General features: G+C 67.0%; 11 protein-coding genes and 1 pseudogene. 3 read left to right on the plus strand and 9 right to left on the minus strand.

Translation table 11 applies throughout. The features are described 5' to 3' along the window. Positions 1 to 402 precede the first annotated feature (402 nt). Together ACQPZG_RS00005 and ACQPZG_RS00010 are read right to left on the minus strand one after the other, a co-directional pair. Entirely contained in the window at positions 403 to 696 is a 294-nt protein-coding gene (locus ACQPZG_RS00005; protein WP_433543653.1) for a hypothetical protein, read from the minus strand. Positions 697 to 806: 110 nt separating this feature from the next. Then, a complete protein-coding gene (locus tag ACQPZG_RS00010; RefSeq protein ID WP_433543654.1) occupies positions 807 to 1,001 on the minus strand; it encodes a double zinc ribbon domain-containing protein in 195 nt (64 codons plus the stop codon). A gap of 286 nt (positions 1,002 to 1,287) precedes the next feature. On the opposite strand from ACQPZG_RS00010, the gene ACQPZG_RS00015 reads away from it, so the two are divergent. Next, a complete protein-coding gene (locus tag ACQPZG_RS00015; RefSeq protein WP_433543655.1) occupies positions 1,288 to 3,843 on the plus strand; it encodes a Helicase associated domain protein in 2,556 nt (851 codons plus the stop codon). 540 nt (positions 3,844 to 4,383) lie between these two features. Here ACQPZG_RS00015 and ACQPZG_RS00020 read toward each other — a convergent pair. The 7 genes and pseudogenes from ACQPZG_RS00020 to ACQPZG_RS00050 form a co-directional block, all read right to left on the minus strand. Further along, the gene (locus ACQPZG_RS00020) at positions 4,384 to 5,454 is read right to left on the minus strand and encodes a hypothetical protein (protein WP_433543656.1); all 1,071 of its coding nucleotides are present in this window, start codon (positions 5,452 to 5,454) and stop codon (positions 4,384 to 4,386) included. Positions 5,455 to 5,456: 2 nt separating this feature from the next. Continuing rightward, positions 5,457 to 5,864: a hypothetical protein gene (locus ACQPZG_RS00025; RefSeq protein WP_433543657.1), complete on the minus strand. Its 408-nt coding sequence runs from the start codon at positions 5,862 to 5,864 to the stop codon at positions 5,457 to 5,459. Then, the gene (locus ACQPZG_RS00030; protein WP_433543658.1) at positions 5,786 to 6,184 is read right to left on the minus strand and encodes an AAA family ATPase; all 399 of its coding nucleotides are present in this window, start codon (positions 6,182 to 6,184) and stop codon (positions 5,786 to 5,788) included. Before ACQPZG_RS00030 ends, ACQPZG_RS00025 begins: the two co-directional genes overlap by 79 nt. 64 nt (positions 6,185 to 6,248) lie before the next feature. After that, entirely contained in the window at positions 6,249 to 6,713 is a 465-nt protein-coding gene (locus tag ACQPZG_RS00035; RefSeq protein ID WP_433544653.1) for a hypothetical protein, read from the minus strand. 10 nt (positions 6,714 to 6,723) lie between these two features. Continuing rightward, a pseudogene (locus ACQPZG_RS00040) lies at positions 6,724 to 7,881 on the minus strand (ISNCY family transposase); the annotation flags it as partial. Between the two features lie 816 nt (positions 7,882 to 8,697). Beyond that, on the minus strand, positions 8,698 to 9,057 hold the full coding sequence (locus ACQPZG_RS00045) for a hypothetical protein (RefSeq protein ID WP_433543659.1): 360 nt from the start codon (positions 9,055 to 9,057) through the stop codon (positions 8,698 to 8,700). A 4-nt stretch (positions 9,058 to 9,061) separates the two neighbouring features. Continuing rightward, positions 9,062 to 12,805: a hypothetical protein gene (locus ACQPZG_RS00050; protein WP_433543660.1), complete on the minus strand. Its 3,744-nt coding sequence runs from the start codon at positions 12,803 to 12,805 to the stop codon at positions 9,062 to 9,064. Positions 12,806 to 13,077: 272 nt separating this feature from the next. Between ACQPZG_RS00050 and ACQPZG_RS00055 the strand changes: the two genes are divergently transcribed. Beyond that, the gene (locus ACQPZG_RS00055; protein ID WP_433543661.1) at positions 13,078 to 13,572 is read left to right on the plus strand and encodes a hypothetical protein; all 495 of its coding nucleotides are present in this window, start codon (positions 13,078 to 13,080) and stop codon (positions 13,570 to 13,572) included. Between the two features lie 313 nt (positions 13,573 to 13,885). Beyond that, positions 13,886 to 16,078, plus strand: coding sequence for a trypsin-like serine protease (locus ACQPZG_RS00060; protein ID WP_433543662.1), 2,193 nt, complete (start codon positions 13,886 to 13,888; stop codon positions 16,076 to 16,078). Positions 16,079 to 16,865: the final 787 nt, after the last annotated feature.

A 16,865-nucleotide genomic window follows, 5' to 3' on the forward strand; every position in this document is an offset into this window, starting at 1 on the left:
GCCTACGGGCTGCGCCCGTAGCAGCGAACCCGGGCGCTGCGCGCCTGGGTTGCTCACGCTTCGCGTGAGCGGGAGGCGGTTCGCTTCGCTCCTCGCCCTGCGGTGCGCGCTGCGCGCGTACCGACAACTGGAGGGGGTGGCCCGCGTTGCGGGCTTGGGGCAGCCTTCGGCTGCCCCGGTGGCTTGCGCTGCGCTCCAGCCACTGGGCACGCTGCGCGTGCGTGGGTGTGCCGCGCGGAGCGTGGCACACCCACGCACGCGCAGCAGCGGTAGGGGGGTTGTGCGAGGGTGCAACGAGCGGGTGCGCGGGGGGTGGTTGTGCCGGGTCCGCTGCGCTCCCCCAGCACGCGGTCTTCCGGCTGTGCCTCCATCCCCTTGGGCTAGCGGGCCCAGGGGGTGGAGTTAGGCGTGTACGCGGCCGGAGGTAATGGCCCGCCGGGGTGCGCCATGGTGTGCCGGCCTGCGTGACGGGGCTGTCTGGAGGCGGTGCAGCCACCAGGAGGTAGCGGTGAGCAGACCGGTGAAGACCACCACCAGGAACAGCGAGATCCACATCTGGCGGCTCCCGGGGTGGGACCATCCCGTCCAGAGCGTGATGGCCGCCCACAGCAGGGCTCCTGCCAGGTAGAAACCACGGGTCCGGTGCAGCTGCCGTACGGCCCGCGGGGACAGAGAGTGTTCGGTCTTCGGTGCCATGCCCGCCCGTGTACCCGCGATCTGCTGTGCCTACCGGGCGCGTAGGGGCGGGTCTGCCGGTCCCGGCTGCTGGGACCGGGAAAGCGCCTCACGGCCCGGTTTCGTTCCGGTCAGGGGTGCTGCCGCATCCCACTGTCTCCTTCGAAGACCCTCCGTGCTGCCACACCCTGGTCCTCGACCAGCCCCGCGTTGTCCGGCAGGCCCAGGACACTGCCGCAGTGCTCGCACAGTTTCCCGTCCTGTGCGGGTGTCCCGCACGCCTTGCAGAACCGGTTTCCCCGGGGGTTTTCAGTCTTCTCGTTCATGGCGTCTCCGACACGGTGGGGAGCAGTATCGGTAACCCGCGTACCCGTGGTGTGCGTGTCGAGTCATGAACTCTCTGCTTCATTTTTTAATTCAGATAGACTCTGGAGCGAGGCGGCCCCAAGGGTTCGAGCGACAGGCATCTCGGATCGGACCGGTGGTCTGTCCAGGGGCAGAAATGCGGGATCCGGGCATCCCTGTAGTCGTCGAGGTGACGTCTGCGTACGCATTCGCGCTTCCTGGCCGAGTGCGGGAGCTCTCGCAGTCGTAGGAGAAGGCGGATCGGACATGGCAGTCAGGCAACTACGGGCCCACCAGCGGGAAGCTGTGGATGCCGTGCTGCGTGCTCTCGAACTTCCTGCTGGCTCGCTCGTGCCCGAGCGAGGTCTCCGGACCCAGGTGATCATGGCAACCGGGTCCGGGAAAAGCCTCGTCGCCGTCCGCAGCGCCGAAGAGCTCCACGCCGGCCGTGTGCTGGTGCTCGTGCCCTCGCTGGATCTCCTGGCGCAGACCGAGTCCGCGTGGCGTGAGGGAGGCCGCCGGGGGCCGATGATCGGGGTGTCCTCGCTGCGGGGTGAAGAGGCGTCCTTCCCCCACACCACGGACGTGCACGAGCTGGTGGAGTGGACGCGGGGCCTGGACAAGGTCACCGTGTACGCCACGTACGCCAGCCTCGGACTCGGCACGCTGGAGCGGGCGCACGCTGCGGGTTTGGCGGCTTGGGACCTGATCGTCGTGGACGAAGCCCACCGGGTTTCCGGCCGGATCGGCAAGCCGTGGGCGGTCGTCCACGACAACCAGAAGATCCCCTCCCTGCGCCGCCTCTACATGACCGCCACCCCCCGGCTCTGGCAGCTCGGAGACGAGGACGAGGCCGGCGCACCCGGTGAGCTGGTCGCAAGCATGGACAACGACCCCCAGGGCCCCTTCGGCAGCAGGGCATTCACCCTGACCCTCTCGGAGGCCATCGACCGAGGAATCTGCGCCCCCTACCAAGTCGTCTGCGTCGACGTCACCGACACCGCCCTCCAGGCCGCGCAGCTCCTGGGCGCCGAAGGCCGCTCTGCAGAGGTGCGTGGGGCCCGGCTCGCCGCCCTGCAGGCGGCTTTGGTGAAAGCCTCCGCGGAGGAGGGCTTCCGGCGCACACTCGTCTTCCACCACACGGTCAAGGAAGCCGAAGCCTTCGCGGCCGGCCTCACCGACGTCGCCGCGAAACTGCACGCGGATGATCCCGAGCTGTACCCCACGACGATCTGGGCCAACTGGCTGTGCGGGGATCACAAGCCGCTCCACCGTCGGCGTCTGCTGGGCGAGTTCGCGGCCGGGATCGCCACGGACGGCACCGTGGTGGAGAAGTGCTATCTGTGCTCGGTGAAGGTGTTGGGCGAGGGTGTCGACACGAAGGACTGTGACTCCGTGTACTGGGCGGACGTGCGCGGCTCGATGCCGGACCTGGTCCAGGCCGTGGGCCGGGCGCTGCGGATGCAGCCGGGCGAGGGCAAGATGGCAAGCCTGGTCGTACCGGTACTGCTCGGGCCCGGCGAGACACCCGACAACATGCTCACCTCACGGGCCTACAACGGCCTCGCCAAACTCCTGGAAGCGCTGCGGGCGCACGACGCGCGGGTCGTCGAGCAGCTGGCCGAACAGCAGGCGCAGAGCCGCGTGAGAGGCGTTCAGAGCCGCAGTGGGGGTGAGGAGGGCCCAGGCGAGAGGGATGGGTCGGGGCCCTCGGCGCCCGCCCGGGAACTGCTGAAGTTCTCCACGCCGCGCGACCCGGCCGCCCTCGCCGCGTTCATCAACCTGCGCGTCCTCCACCCCGAACACGAGCACTGGCGGCGCGGCGTGGAAGCAGCCGCCCTCTACGCCCGCGAACACGGCAACCTCCGCGTGCCGTTCACATACCGCGTCCCGGGCGTCGACGACCAGGAAGCGGAAGACACGGGGTGGCCGGCCTCCCTCGCCACCAGCGGCCAGGAAACAGAAAGTACGGGATGGCCGGCCTCGCTCGCCGGGTTCCCGCTCGGGCAGTGGACCGCCGACGCCCGCCGCCTCTACGCCCGCGACGACATGCACGAGGACCGCATCGCACAGCTGGAGAAGCTCGGCATGATCTGGTCCCACTACGACATCGCGTGGGAGAAGAGCCTGTCCGCCGCACGCGGGTGGGCCGCCGAACACGGGCACCTCCTGGCGCCCGCGGACGCCACCTTCCAAGGCGCGAAGGTAGGCATCTGGCTGAAGAACGCGCGGGCCGCAGCAAGGAAAGCGCAGGAGATCGAGCAGCGGCGCGCGGAAGGGCTGCCGGTGGGGTCGTCGGCCGGGGCAATGCCGGACGAACGGCGTGAGCAGCTGGAGGACATCGACCCCTCGTGGTGCCCCGCCTGGCCGGTGAGCTGGCAACGCCGCTTCCACCTCGTACGGATGCACCTGGACGCGGGTGAGGCGCTGCCCACCACGCCGGGCAAAATCCTGCGCCAGGGCGAAGACCTCGGACGGTGGGTACAGACGGTGCGGTATGGGTGGGACCAACTCACCACCGTGCAGCAATGGATGAGCGAACACATCCTCGGCATCACACCCGCACCCGAGAACGAAAAGCCGCCACGGCCCCGTACACAAGACGACAAATGGGCCGCCCACCTGACTGCCGCCCGACAGTACTACGCACGCGAAGGACACCTCAACGTCCCCCGCAAACACACCGAGACCGTGCTCACCGAGAACGGCCGGGCAGACCAGTACCACCTCGGAGCATGGATCAACAACCAACGCAACAGAGCCGCCCGGCTGACACCGGAACGAATGAAACAACTCTCCAACACCGGCATGCGCTGGACGTAACCGCGCGGGCGAGAGTGGGGCCGAGTGGGTGGCGACACGCTGCCTGTCCGTCTTCGGCCAGCGGTAGACGGGCCGTGGTCTGCGGCTGTTGAGCTCCGGGCCGTGGTCATCTCGCGGCGCGCAGCCACTGCTGGCAGCTGCCGGGCTCAAAGCTGGGGCGCAGGTAGCCGTCGTACCACTGAACCTCGGGCGGAGCGGACGTCCGGAGGTGACCCGGTTCGTGGCGCTGCGGGTGCTGCATCCGGGGACGGACTTCTGGCGCAACGGCATCGCCGCGGCCGCCCGGTACGTACGAGAGGTAGCGCGGGGCGGGGAGTTGCGGGTGCCGTACGACTACGTCACTTTCGGATCACTGGACGCCTGCGGGGATTCCGTTGGGGACGTGGATGCGGAACCGGCACACCGCCCACGGCGCGAAGACGATGGAGGCGGCATCGGGTACGGGAGTTGGAGAAGCTGGGTGTGGTGTGGTCGTTCCAGGACCGGGCGTTCGAGGAAGGCCTCGCCCGCGGTACGCGTCCGCTTCAGCGACCGTGCTCGTCATCGTGCCCTCAATCGGAGAACGGCCGGAGCGGTAGGTGTGCACCTCGGCCACAACGTCGGTGGCGGCGGTGTGGGGCGTGAGTTCTTGCGGCGTCTGGCGGGCGAAGGCTGGGGCGGGCGCAGTCGGCAGTCCTCGGCGAAATCGGTGAGACGGGGCAGCGAGCTGCGGCCGAGGGGGTCGGTGAAGAGGGGGTCGCTTCTTCGTGCAGTGGTGAGGTAGTGGGTGAATGCCGCAGCACGCAGGAAGACTTGGGCCCAGTGCGGAACACGGTGGGTCACGTAGGGGTCGTAGGGCTGCGTCCGGTCGTGGAGGATCAAGGTGGTGCCGTCCATGGCGGTGTCGGCAACGCGTGCGCCGCTGAGCTGGGTCATCGTGGCGGCCGCGAAGCAGGCTGTGGCCAGTTCGGCCGCAAGGTGCGGATGTGCGGTTGCGGCGTGCAGGCGTTGAGCGATGCGCCTCTGATCAAGGCGGGACACGTGTGGTGCCGGCGCCCCGCAGGAGCAGAGGTCGCTGGTGTAGGCGCAGTTCAGGGGGTTGAGGGACGGCAGGTTGATCCAGTGCCGCGAGGGGCGGGCTGGGGTGGTGGGGGACGGCTCTTCGCCGTCGGTGGCCTTTCGGAGGGAGAGGATCGCCTCGGCGTCTGCGAGGAAGTGGTCTGTGCGCCGCAAGGCCCGCTCCAGGGTGGTGCTTTTGCGTTGGTGGCAGACCAGGGCGAGGTGCAGGCCGGTTCGGGTGCGCAGGGCGAGAAGTTCGGCGAGGGCACGGGGGCTCAGGAGGTGGGTGCGCAGGACGGTGAGGGAGGTGACGGGCAGGGCGAGGATCCAGGCGGCGCACAAGGGCCAGGCCGGTTGGGTGTCGAGGGTGCGGTAGCCGGTCAGGGGGACGGGTTTGAGGGCGGCGAGGATGTCGTAGGCGAGCGCGAGGGTGGAGCCGGTGCTGGGGGTGGGGTGGACGGTGATGCGGCCGTGGGCGGGGTCGTGAGCGGCGAGGGCCGCGCGGGTGTGGTTGACGTCGTCGTGCGGGTCCATGACGAGGGTGGCCGGGGGCGGGTGGGGGCAGGTGAGCATGGTCAGGCTGCCTGGCGGGTGCGGAGTTTGCTGTAGGCCCAGCGCAGCAGGTCCTCGTCGACGGTGGTACGGCCGGTTTCCTTCAGGCCGGCGTTCAGGTGGTGGGTGATTTTCGCCCAGGCGCGGAATTTCCCGTGGGCGGCTTCCTGGTCGTACAGGGCGATCAGTTCCGGGTCCGCCTGGGCCCATACGGGGTGGAAGGCGGGGACGACGGTGAGGACTTCGTCCAGGGGCATGCTGCTGATTCCCTGCCAGGCGTAGACGCGGGATTCCAGCATCGGCTCGCTCTGCAGCATCTCGAAGCAGCCGTTCCCGCCGGTGAAGACGATCGTCAGGTCGGAATCGGTGTCGTCCCACAGATAGCGCAGGTACTCGAAGCACAGCTTCGACAGCCACTGGGCTCGTCGCACACCAGGACCCGGGGCTCTTCCAGGGCGCCGCGCAGCATCCGGTCGAACTCGATCGCGTGCGCGGGCGGGCGGCCCTGCAGGCCCAGGGCGTGGAACAGTTCGTGGCGCAGGTCCCGGGTCGAGGGGCGGGCCCGGAACTGGATCCGGCGGGTCACGGTCGGCGCGAGTTCGCGCAGTGATGTGTTGACCGCGAAGGACTTCCCGTTGCCGGCCTGCCCGTAGATGCAGATCATCGCTCTGGCATCAATCGCGGCCCGGATGTTCTCCCGGACGATAAGCAGCGAGCGGGTCGATACGACATGGGCGCCGGGCAGGCGCATGAAGTGGTCCTCCCGCTCCCCTGGCAGCCGTCCCCTGCGCGGTGAGGTGGACATGGTGTTCCTCCTAGCTGCCCGTAGCGGGCTCGGTGGCGGGTTCGTCGCCTGCGGCGGGCGTGTTCTCGGCGCTTGGGGGACGGTCCCGGTTCTTGGGTGCGGGGTGGGGGCGGGCCCAGCCCGGGGGCGGCTCGCGGGGCGGGATCAGGTCCGGCAGCGCCCGGGCTGCCAGATCCACCGCACGTCCACGGGTGAGCTCCTCCTGTGCCTGCTGCTGGGTGACCGTGCGGCGCGGGCGGGGCCCGGCAGAAGTGGTGGTGGCTGTGTAGCGAGTGCGCCGCAGCCTCTCCGCGGCTTTCAGGTCGGCTTTCAGCGCCCGGGCCCGGGCGTCCCTGAGCGCGCTCAGCTCCCGGCGCTGCTCCAGCGTGGCGGCCTGGGCGAGGTATGCGGTGCCCAGATACCGGTCCGTGTTGTCGGCGCAGAACACCTCGATCTGTCCGCGGCAGGTAGCGCAGACGCACCCGCGTTCCCGCATGGCCGACCATCCGCAGGGCGATGTAGAAGCGGCTGCGCCACCGGATGCCGTTGGTGGAGATCTTCCGGGTGCGGCCGTCGTCCTCCAGCGCGAAGAACGCCAGCTGCTCCACGGACACTTCCTCGACGGGTGTGGGGTCCGCCTCCCACGCCGCCAGCGGGGTCAGGCCTCCTTGAAGGCCGGCAGGGCGGTGTTCAGTGTTCCACCAGTGCACCCAGCCCAGCAGCGCCTCGACGAAATGGGCGAACGACAAGAGGCCTTCCGCCTGGTCCGGGCGGTGCGCACCCACCGGGCGGGCCCGGCGGGTACAGCCGGGCAGCGAGACGAGGAACATCTCCTCGACCGCGTTGTTCAACGACTCGACCGTGCCCTTGCGGTAGGGCTTGTACGCGGGAAGGTCATCCACCGGGACCGCGAACACCCCCAGGGCCCGAGAGACGGTACGGCACAGGAACTCCTTGCCGCGGTCCACCCGCACCACCGTGGGCAGCCCGCCGCACGGCCCCTGCGGGCCGGCCGTGCTGATCCCCGCCCGCAGCGACGCCAGGACCGCATCACGGGCCGGCTCGTGCGGAGTAAGAGCGACCCCCACGATCAGTTTCGTCGCGACATCGATGAACCACGTCACCCACGGGCACAGCGCCTGGCCCTCGACGTCCACCCGCACCGGGAGCCGCTTGTGATCGCCCTCCCAGCACGCATTGCGATGCGTGGGCGGGCGCTTGCCGTACACGTCATACGCACGCCGTGCGGCCTCACCAGAGCGCAACCCGGCCCGATCCCCCGCCGACAGATCACGCACCACTGCACGGTGGAGCGCCGAAAGAGAAGGAACCGGTAGTGAGGAATCCCCCGGCGCCCGGGACACCAGCTCGCGGTGGACAGCCGAGACGTTCCCGCCCCATACCGCAAGCAGGTCCCGGATCTCCCGTGTCACGGTGAACCTCGCACGAGGCAGCGGTCCGCTCCGGCCCTCACGGCGTGCCACAGACAGCCAGTTGAACACCGTGCGCTCGGTAACACCCAAAGACAAGGCCATCACCCGCACATGGGCCGTCCGCAACTCACCCCGCGCGTCCAGTGTGAGCAGTCGGCTTACAGCAGCCCGGCGCCCCATCCCTGCAGGCAGCACCGCTTCCGAGGAGGCCTCACTCTCCCGACCGCTCATCACCCACCTCCGGCTGCCGGCTGTGCTCCCCTTTCGCAGGCTGTCCTGCAGGGCAGTACGCAAGCAGACACGCCGGGCAACCCCACCCCAACGGGTGACACCACCAGCACCGGACCCCACCCCGCCCCCGAGCCCGGCCACCACACCCAGCCAGGCCGCCCCGTGCTACACACTCCCCGTCCCACTTACACCGGGACTCGGCGCCAGCCTTCAGCGGCCACCCGGCACCCCTCATTCAGCGCACCAGCCAAAACCTCAAGCCACACACGCCGAACCATCACTGAAAACAGAACACCGAACCACTGAAAAACACACGCCGAGCATCAGCCCTCCGGGCACACGACACCAGGATCGTGGAAGCCCTCCCTGAGCAGCAGGCCCCGAGCCGCTACACGCCCATAGCCAACGACGACAACGGGAAGACTGCGAGCGGGAGCGGTGCGGGCTCCCGGGGCGTCAGTGCCCCCGCCAAGGCCCTGTTGAAGTTCTCCACGCCGCGTGACCCGGCCGCCCTCGCGGCGTTCATCAACCTGCGCGTCCTCAACCCTGAGCACGAGCACTGGCGGTCAGCACTTCCCTGCTTTCCTGCTTGTTGCACCTTAAATTAGGCTGTCGCGCATGAGCCTGCCGAAATCGCGCCCGAGCCGACTCAAGGAGATGAAGGAGGCCCGCCATTAGCTTGACGGACCCACTTCACACTCATCGAGAATCCACTCGCAGACCTGCGACGTGTTCGAAATGAACTGTCACCGTACTCGTTTCACTTCAGGCCCGCCAGTCGATCGGCAGCAAACCAGAAGTAGCCAGACAGCAGACTCATTCGAATCCATCATAGAGATCTCGATCTCGCCAAGAATCCGAGAAGGAATCAAGTACGGCCTCATACAATCTGCGGTTGCTGACATCCCCAGACGGATGCGAAAGGCGTCTCTCGACTTCCTCCGCAACACCCTCCCAGCGCAACGCGTACATCGCATACGAAATCAATTCCACCATTCCATCCTCGGCTATTTCGTCCAGCATGGAATAAATTTCGGATTCCATCTCGGGACGCATGCTTTCGTTTTCTCGAAGAAATCTGAGGATTTCTTCGAGTCGCGGCGCAAGCGCCTCAGATCCCACCGATGAGCGAGCCACACCAAGAGCAGCTTTGACGATTCCCCTGAACTCACCCAACGAGTTACGGGCAGCCCCATGCATGAATGTACTTCCCGTTCGCACTGAACCCGTTCCTATTGAACGCCTCAATTGCAGCTAGCTCTGCATTTTTACCGTAGGGGCGGTAATGCCCGGACTTATTATCCATGTGCACAAGCTCCTGCCCCTTGGTCTTGAACTCACCCGCCGCAATCACCTTTCTACCTTGGGCAAGATTTACGTGACCGGCAGTCCTCTTGCCAATCACCATCTCGCCGCCTTCTAGTACGACATAGAGGTAATTACCGGATCGAACTTTCGCGGTTCCGGGGCTAATCGCCTTAAACCATTCCGGCTTGTCTTCGGGTATCAGGTTCTCGAATACGGTGGGGTCTTCACCAGCATTACTCAATGCCAGACGTTCGCGACGATCAGCCCCATTGTAGAGCAGGACGCGCAGTGGAGACGTGCGCCCCTTTACAGGGACTCGACACTTGGGTAGATTTCCATACTTTGTCCCTTTTCCGATCCCCTCGACGCCATCCGCAGCTTTCTTGAGAAGTTTGATGCCTTTACCGGCTGGGAGTACTCCGACGACGGCCATCGTGCAGCCGCCCCAGGAGGGTTCCTTGATGCACCGTTCGATGTCTGCGGCGCCACTGAGTTCCCAGATGCCCTTGCCGACGGTCTTGAAGAGGTTCGAGAGTGCAGAGCTGGTTTCGGGTTCGCAGGTGCGGCCCCGGACGCTGTACCCCGCGTATTTGTTTCTGCAGTTCTCTTCCTGCTGCTTCTCTGTTGCCTTCCTCTTTTCCGCCTCCTGCCTGGCCTGTTCCTTCCTTCTTTCCTCGGCCTGACGTTTTGCTTCGGCGATTTCCGCCTCGCGCTTGCGCTTGACCTCATCCCAGGCATGGCTTGCTGCTGCGTCGGCTTCTGTCCTGCTCTTACCCGCTGCGATCGCGGACGCATGCGCCCGAGCGGCCGAGAGATCAGCCTGCCTGGCGGATTCGCGGGCGTAGCTTTCGGAGAATTCGGCTTGTTCGGCAGAGTTTTCGGCTGCTGCGGCGTCGCGTTTGGCGCTGGCTGCGGCGTTGCGGGCGGTGGCAGCTGATTGGCCGGCCCTGGTGGCGCTGGCGGCTGCGGCGTCTGCGGATTTGCCTGCGTCGGTGGCATGCCGCTGGGCGGCCGCTTCTGATTTCTTGGCTTCTTCGGCTGCGGTGGCGGCTTCGCCTTGGGCGGTGTTGGCGATGGCGGCGGCTTCGGCGGCGCGCCAGCGGTTGGCCTGGGCCTTGGCGACGATGATGTCGCCTTCGGTCAGGAGGCGGTCGATCTGGGCGCGGTGGTGGGCGGTCAGCTGGTCCTGGCTGGCGTCCATGTACTGGCCGACGGTGACGAAGTCGTGCAGCATGTTCGGTGTTCCGGCCAGGGCGGCTTTGGCTCCCGCGGTGACTTCGTCTCCGTTGCCGGTGCCGGCGAGTTTGGAGGCGGTGACCTCTTCGTCGGTCAGGCGGGCGGAATACTGTCCGGCCTCCAGGAAGGCGGCGAGGGCTTTTCCGGTGTCGGCGGTCAGAGCTGCCTTGGCCGCGTCTTTGACGGAGATGCCGCCCTCGTTGTGGATCTTGGAGACGGCTACCTCGAGGTCTGCCTTGCCCACCGTGTACTGGCCGTCGGTGTAGAAGGCGGCAATGGTCTGCGGCGTTCCCTTGAGTGCCTCGACGGCACCCTGGCGGATCGAGGGATACGGGCTGTTCACGCTGAGCTGGAGGACCCTGTCACGCGCCTCTTCAAGGCCCGCCTTGGTCCAGCCGGTTCGTAGGTAGTCCACCACATCGGCGTCCGTGCCGCCGAGCGCCGTGGCGGCAGCCTGCTGGTGCCAGGGGCCGCGGAGCTTGAGGGCAGACATGGCGTGCTTGCGTCCCCGGCTCGCGAGAGCAGCGACGTCGACACCGGGTTTGGCGGCCTCGGCTGCCAGCGTCGCGGCGGCAGCATCGAGTGCGCGGGCGTCGCGGGCCTCGGTCGCCGAGTCGGAGATGAGCTGGTTGCTCTGGGTCTTGGCGGTGGTGGCGCGTTCCAGGGCGTCTTCGCTGCGGGTGGCTGCTTCCGCGGTTTCGACGTCGAGAGCGATCCGGTGGGTCTTCTTCGCTGTGACGATGGCTGCGGTCGCTGTGTCGGCGGCGGTTTTCGCTGCGGCGGCCCATTTGCGGGAGTCCGCTGCGGCTGTGGCGCTCTTGCCCGCGTACTTCGCCGCGAGGTCGGCTGCGTCCGCAGCCGCCCTTGCGTGCCCGGCTGCGGAGTTCGCGGCGTCACGCGAAGCGAGCGCCTGGTCCGCCGAGCGGTTGGCCAGGGCGGTCGCCCTGTCGGCGGCGCGGGTGGCCACCCCTGCGTAACGGCGGGCCTGGGAGGCTGCGTTGCGGGTTTCCGCCGAGTACACGCCCGCCGCTTCGGCGAGGCGGTTGGCCTCTGCGGCCGAATCGGCGGCATCACCTGCGTTCGTGCCGGCACCCCGTGCCGCTGCAGCCGCAGCGCCGGCGGCGCGCGAAGCCTCCGCGGCCTTCAGCGACGCCTCACCGGAGAGTGAGACCAGGATGGCCGCGTTGCGTGCCTTCTTCGCCGCTTCAGTGGCGGCCGCCGCCTTGCTCTCGTTACCTGCAGCGGCGATGGCCGCGTTGTAGGCGTCATTGGCCGCGCCTGCCGCTGCCGCGGCGGCGTTGGCCGTCTGCGCTGCCGCGAGAGAAGCGATGCGGGCAGCGCGGTTGGCGGCCCCGGCCGCACCCACGGCCTGCTGTGCCGCTCCGGCTGCGGCCCGTGCGGATGCGCCGGCCTGCTGTGCCTTATACGCTGCGCGCTTGGCGTCCTTGCCGGCCTCCAGCACCTCCTTCGCAGCCTTCGCCGCAGCCTTCTTCGCCTGATTTGCTGCATCCACCGCGCGGGCGGAAGCAGTCTCGGCCTTGTCAGCCGCACCGTCGGCCTGTCGGCCGGCCTGCTTCGCCTGCTCCGTCAACTGCCCAATCGTGGCGTGCTCCTGGTCACGATTGCGGGCCACGAATTGGCCCACCTCCAGGAACTCGGTGATGTCAGCCGCAGTGCCCTGCAGAGCGAGCTTGCCCGCGGCCTTCATGTTCGGGCCACCGGAGTTGACCAGCTTGGAGACCTCGACCTCGTCGTCCATCTCCTGCGCCTGGTACTGCCCACTCTCCAGGAACTTCGCCACAGCCGCAGGACCCGACTGCAACGCGGCCTTACCCGCCTCCTGAACCCCTATGCCACCAAAGTTGACAACCCGCGAAGCCTCAACCTCACGGTCCTGCTCCAACGGCTTCTGCCAACCGGCACGCAGGTACTCGCGCAATTCCTCAGGTGTCCCTTGGAGCGCCTGCTTCGTCGCATCGCGAACCGCCACACCACCGGTGTTGAAGATCCGGCTAGCATCTACGTAGTCGTCGTCGTACTCGATCGAGTCGACCTCATCCAGGAACTTTCGGATGCCCGCGTCATCTCCGAGGAGGGCCTGCTCGGCCGCCTCTTGAACACCCGCTCCTCCGGTCCGCCAATAGTCGACAACGTCTTCCCTGTAAGGGACCTGCAGATCGTTGTCGAGGGCGGCGGCGGGACCAGCGCCCAGCAGACCTGCTGTCAGCGCTAGAGGTACCGACAGCGCGACCGCAGCACGGCGCGCACTCCCCCGACGCCGGAAACCCGTCCTCGAAGCCGTGACTCCAGTTGCGAGAGCTCGTCTCCAGGTGCGTCTCGTTTCTGGTGGCCTCAACGAATTTTCGAAGGCTTGTTTCATTTCCCGCTCCCCCTCATTGAATTGCCGTCAACTCGACCGCAAACGAATGAACTCGGACATACAGCCTGATTGACATACGACTCGACACTCCCCCGATGGCGAGCACATCCGTCAACACCCTTTGCTTGTACGGGCGTTGGCGCGCCTCGGGCATCGCTTGCAGCAAACTCGCCGTGCTCGCATCTTCACCTTCATCTTACATATGCTTTACTTACGTGAATCTTGCGGGGGGTCGTCAACTCCCCCTGAATCAGCACTCAGAGGGGAAATCCGTGACAAAGTTCCGAGCCAGGAGCCTGCTGGCAGGTCTTATAGCCACCGTCGGAGCCATGGCCGGCGTGGCTGCCCTGAGCAGCGCGCAGGCGGCCCCGTCTGCCCCGGCAGCTGCAGCCGACATGCCTGCCGCTGTCGAAGACTTCGCGTACCCCGGCGCCGCGAAGATCGCCGAGGAGCGCAAGATCGTTCTGAAGAAGGGCGACGGTCACATTCTGTTGAGCGACTGCGCCAACTCCTGGGACATCAAGGTCAAGTCCCGCACCGACAGCGCAGGAGTCTGCTTCAACGTCACCGGCAAGAAGGGTTACGTCACCCTGGAGCTGCCCGACTCCTTCGGCATCTGGACCACAGACCAGCCCGTACAGGCCACCCTCACCGCGGACCAGGAAAAAACCGTCATCAACGCCCCCAAGGACGACTACACCCCCATGGGCGAAACAGGAGACACCGGCAAGCGCTCCATGCTGGTCGAACTTCGCATCACCGGCTGACAGCACCGCCGCGGGCAATCGCCCCCGCCCATCGACGAGCGCAGGAACAACGCCTCGTGTACGGAGTTCTGACCAAAACTCTGCGGCGCGGCGGCCTGACCCTACGCGTACGTCCGGCCAGGACAGCACTACGACCCGTTCCGGGCCGACACTGCGTCAGCACCTGGCATTCGTAGGGAAAGCGCCGTCTCGCTAGATCCGCGGCCCGTCCATCTCTCCTGCCTTCACGTTCGGGACCGGCCTCCAGTCCCCGACACTTCTTACGCATCCTGAGGACCCCATGCCTAAACAGACCGCCCGTTCCCGATGGGCAGTGAGTCTCCTGTCCGCCTCGGCCGTAGCCGCAGGTCTCCTCACCGCGGCGCCCGCATCCGCTGTCTCGGGAATCACCCCCGCGATCGGCAGCTACGCCTTCACCGCCAAGCTCACGATCGGTGACAACCACCGCAGCTGTACCGGCGCCCTCGTCGACGAGCAGTGGATCCTCACCGCGAGCAGCTGCTTCGCCGACAACCCTGCGCAGGCCTTCCCCATACCCGCGGGTGCGCCGAAGCAGAAGACCACGGCGACGATCGGGCGCACCGACCTCGCCACCAACGCAGGCAAGGTCGTTGATGTCGTCCAGCTCGTGCCCCGGCAGGACCGGGACATGGTGATGGCCAAGCTCGCCACGCCGGTCACCGACATTACTCCCGTTGCGCTCGCGGCCTCTGTCCCCGTCAGTGGCGAGAAGCTGGTGGTGTCCGGCTTCGGGCAGACCAAGGACGAGTGGGTTCCCGACCGTCTGCACACCGGTACTTTCACGGTGGACGCGACCGGTGAGAACACCATCGCCATCACTGGTGACGAGACCTCCAGCATCTGCAAGGGCGACGCCGGTGGGCCCGCTCTGCGAACCACCGGAGGCGTTGTCGAGCTGGTGGGAGTCAACAGCACCTCGTGGCAGGGCGGCTGCTTCAACGTGGCCGAGACCCGTCGCGGTGCCGTTGAGTCGCGCGTGGACGACATCAACATGTGGGTGCAGCAACTGCGGTTCCCGAATGGTGTTCCGCTTCCGGCTGGTACGTCCTTGGGCAATGGTGAGGTGCTGACGTCGAAGGCGTCGAAGCTCAGCATGAACAATGGTGTGCTCAGTATCACCAGCAACGCGGGCAAGGTCATCTGGTCTGCCGGCACCTCCGGCAATCCGGGTGCCAGGGCGGTAATGGAGAACAGCGGCAACCTCGCCATCTGTGCTCCTGCGGCTACCGACGCCGACCTCGCCGCATGCGCGAGCGACACCACGAAGACCAAGCGCCTGTGGTCCACCAACATCCCCGCCCCGACAGCAGCACCCAACAACTCCGCGGCCGGTGCCGGAGGTGTGGCCGTGCTGCAAAACCGCGGCAACCTCGTCATCTACAACGCCAAGGGCCAGTCGCTGTGGACCAGCGGCACCGCCCCGCGCAACGACTACAACGGCGACGGCCGCAGCGACATGGCCGCCTGGTACTCCTACTCCGACGGCCACTCCGCACTGCAGACCATCAAGTCCAACGCGGACGGCTCCCTGGCACAGCCCTTCCAGTCATACTCCTCCGCCATAGGCAGCTGGAACATCGACAAGATCCAGCTCACCACCGGTGACTACAACGGTGACGGCCGCGGCGACACCGCCATCATGGCCAACTACGGCAACGGCAAAGCCCAGCTCTTCACCTCACTCGGCAAGCCCGACGGCGGCTTCGAAGCACCCTTCGTCGCCTGGACCTCCACCCCCGGAAGCTGGTACGCCGAGCGCGCCACACTCCACAGCGGCGACTTCGACGGCGACGGCCGCGACGACATCGCAGCCTGGTTCGATTTCAGCAGCGGCCGCGACACCCTTTACACCTTCACCTCCACCCCGAAGGGCGGCTTCAACGCACCCTTCTCCTCGTGGACCAACCCCTCAGACTGGAACGTGGCGAACTTGAAGTTCGCGACCGGTGACTTCGACGCCGACGGCCGCGACGACATCGGCGGCCTCTACCGTTACGCCGACGGCAGTATCAAAATGTTCAGCTTCCTCACCACAGCCGACGGCAAGTTCCAAGCGTCACTGAGCTCTTGGGCCAGCTCCACCTTCGGCGACTGGAACCGCACAAACGTTCACGCCGGTGACTTCAACGCCGACGGCCGTGACGACATCGCCGCCTGGTACGACTACTCCGACGGCCGCGACGCCGTCCACATCCTCACCGCCCAGAGCACTCCCGACGGCCACTTCGCAACTCCGGTCGAGGCCTACAAAACCGCTGCGGGCAACTTCCACTACCCCAACATGCGCATGGTCGCCGGCGACTACAACGGCGACGGCCGAGACGACCTCGCCGCCATGTACGGCTACAGCGACGGCAAGGTCCGCATGTTCACCTGGACCGCCAACAAGGACGGCAAGCTCAACGGCGCCCTCGGTGGTTGGACCAGTGCTACCACCACCAGCTGGAACATCAACGCCAGCACCTTCCTCCGCAACGCCAACTAGGGTGCGGTAAAGCGGCACTCCGCGTAGCGGCAACGTCCCCCCTGTGGTCGCCACCCTCCCACGCGGGGGCGCATTGGCCCTGCTGGCCCACCCCCCATGGGGGAGGTGGGCCGGCAGGTACTGCAGCGGGCATTCGTTATCGCGTCTGTCGCGGATGGCGTAGTGGCAGTGTTACTTGTGGGCTTGATGGGTGAGCGGCAGCACGACTGCGCGCGCGATCGTCGGTTGCGGAGGTGTGGTAGCCCCAGAGGAGCAGGTTGAGCCGACAGCGGATCCATTCCGCGGTGCAGTCAACCAGCTTTCCAACCTGCCTGGCGATTCGCCCTTTTCAGCTTCCTCGCACGGTGTTGGCCGAGCGAGCAACTAAGGTGCGCATCGCCGGTGTTGCAGGTCGCGGTTGTGTCGGCCGAAGACGAGGAAAGACGACCCATCCTGGCCGTGGACGGGTACTGGGACGGTAGGAGTCCCAGCTACGGACCCCATAGTGGTCCGGTCCGCTTGACTGCCGCGAAGCAATCTTCGAGGGACCAGCACAGGCCTTACACCCGGGCGATGTAGGCAGCGAAGCAGACTATGTGGCTTGAGTCACTGCTCAAGTCAGCGCTCGAGTGCGGCAGGAGGATATGGCTGGGCACGGACCGCCTCGGTGTCGCCGCGCCGGGTCACCTCGACCAGCACCCGGTCGCACGAGCGCAGGCCCGGGCCCTCGCTCCGCACGAGCGGCGCCCGAGGTGCGGGACGGCTGCGCAAGTATCCACCCCCTGGCTGCCGGCACCTTGCACGTGCA

The sequence above is a fragment of the Streptomyces sp. CA-294286 genome (assembly GCF_050947155.1).
Classification (GTDB): Bacteria; Actinomycetota; Actinomycetes; order Streptomycetales; family Streptomycetaceae; genus Streptomyces.

Bases quoted from the DNA above. Each gene is read 5' to 3' on its own strand.
- ACQPZG_RS00005 (WP_433543653.1), bottom strand. From the start codon at position 696: ATGGCACCGAAGACCGAACACTCTCTGTCCCCGCGGGCCGTACGGCAG.
- ACQPZG_RS00010 (WP_433543654.1), bottom strand. From the start codon at position 1,001: ATGAACGAGAAGACTGAAAACCCCCGGGGAAACCGGTTCTGCAAGGCG.
- ACQPZG_RS00015 (WP_433543655.1), top strand. From the start codon at position 1,288: ATGGCAGTCAGGCAACTACGGGCCCACCAGCGGGAAGCTGTGGATGCC.
- ACQPZG_RS00020 (WP_433543656.1), bottom strand. From the start codon at position 5,454: ATGCTCACCTGCCCCCACCCGCCCCCGGCCACCCTCGTCATGGACCCG.
- ACQPZG_RS00030 (WP_433543658.1), bottom strand. From the start codon at position 6,184: ATGCGCCTGCCCGGCGCCCATGTCGTATCGACCCGCTCGCTGCTTATC.
- ACQPZG_RS00035 (WP_433544653.1), bottom strand. From the start codon at position 6,713: ATGCGGGAACGCGGGTGCGTCTGCGCTACCTGCCGCGGACAGATCGAG.
- ACQPZG_RS00050 (WP_433543660.1), bottom strand. From the start codon at position 12,805: ATGAAACAAGCCTTCGAAAATTCGTTGAGGCCACCAGAAACGAGACGC.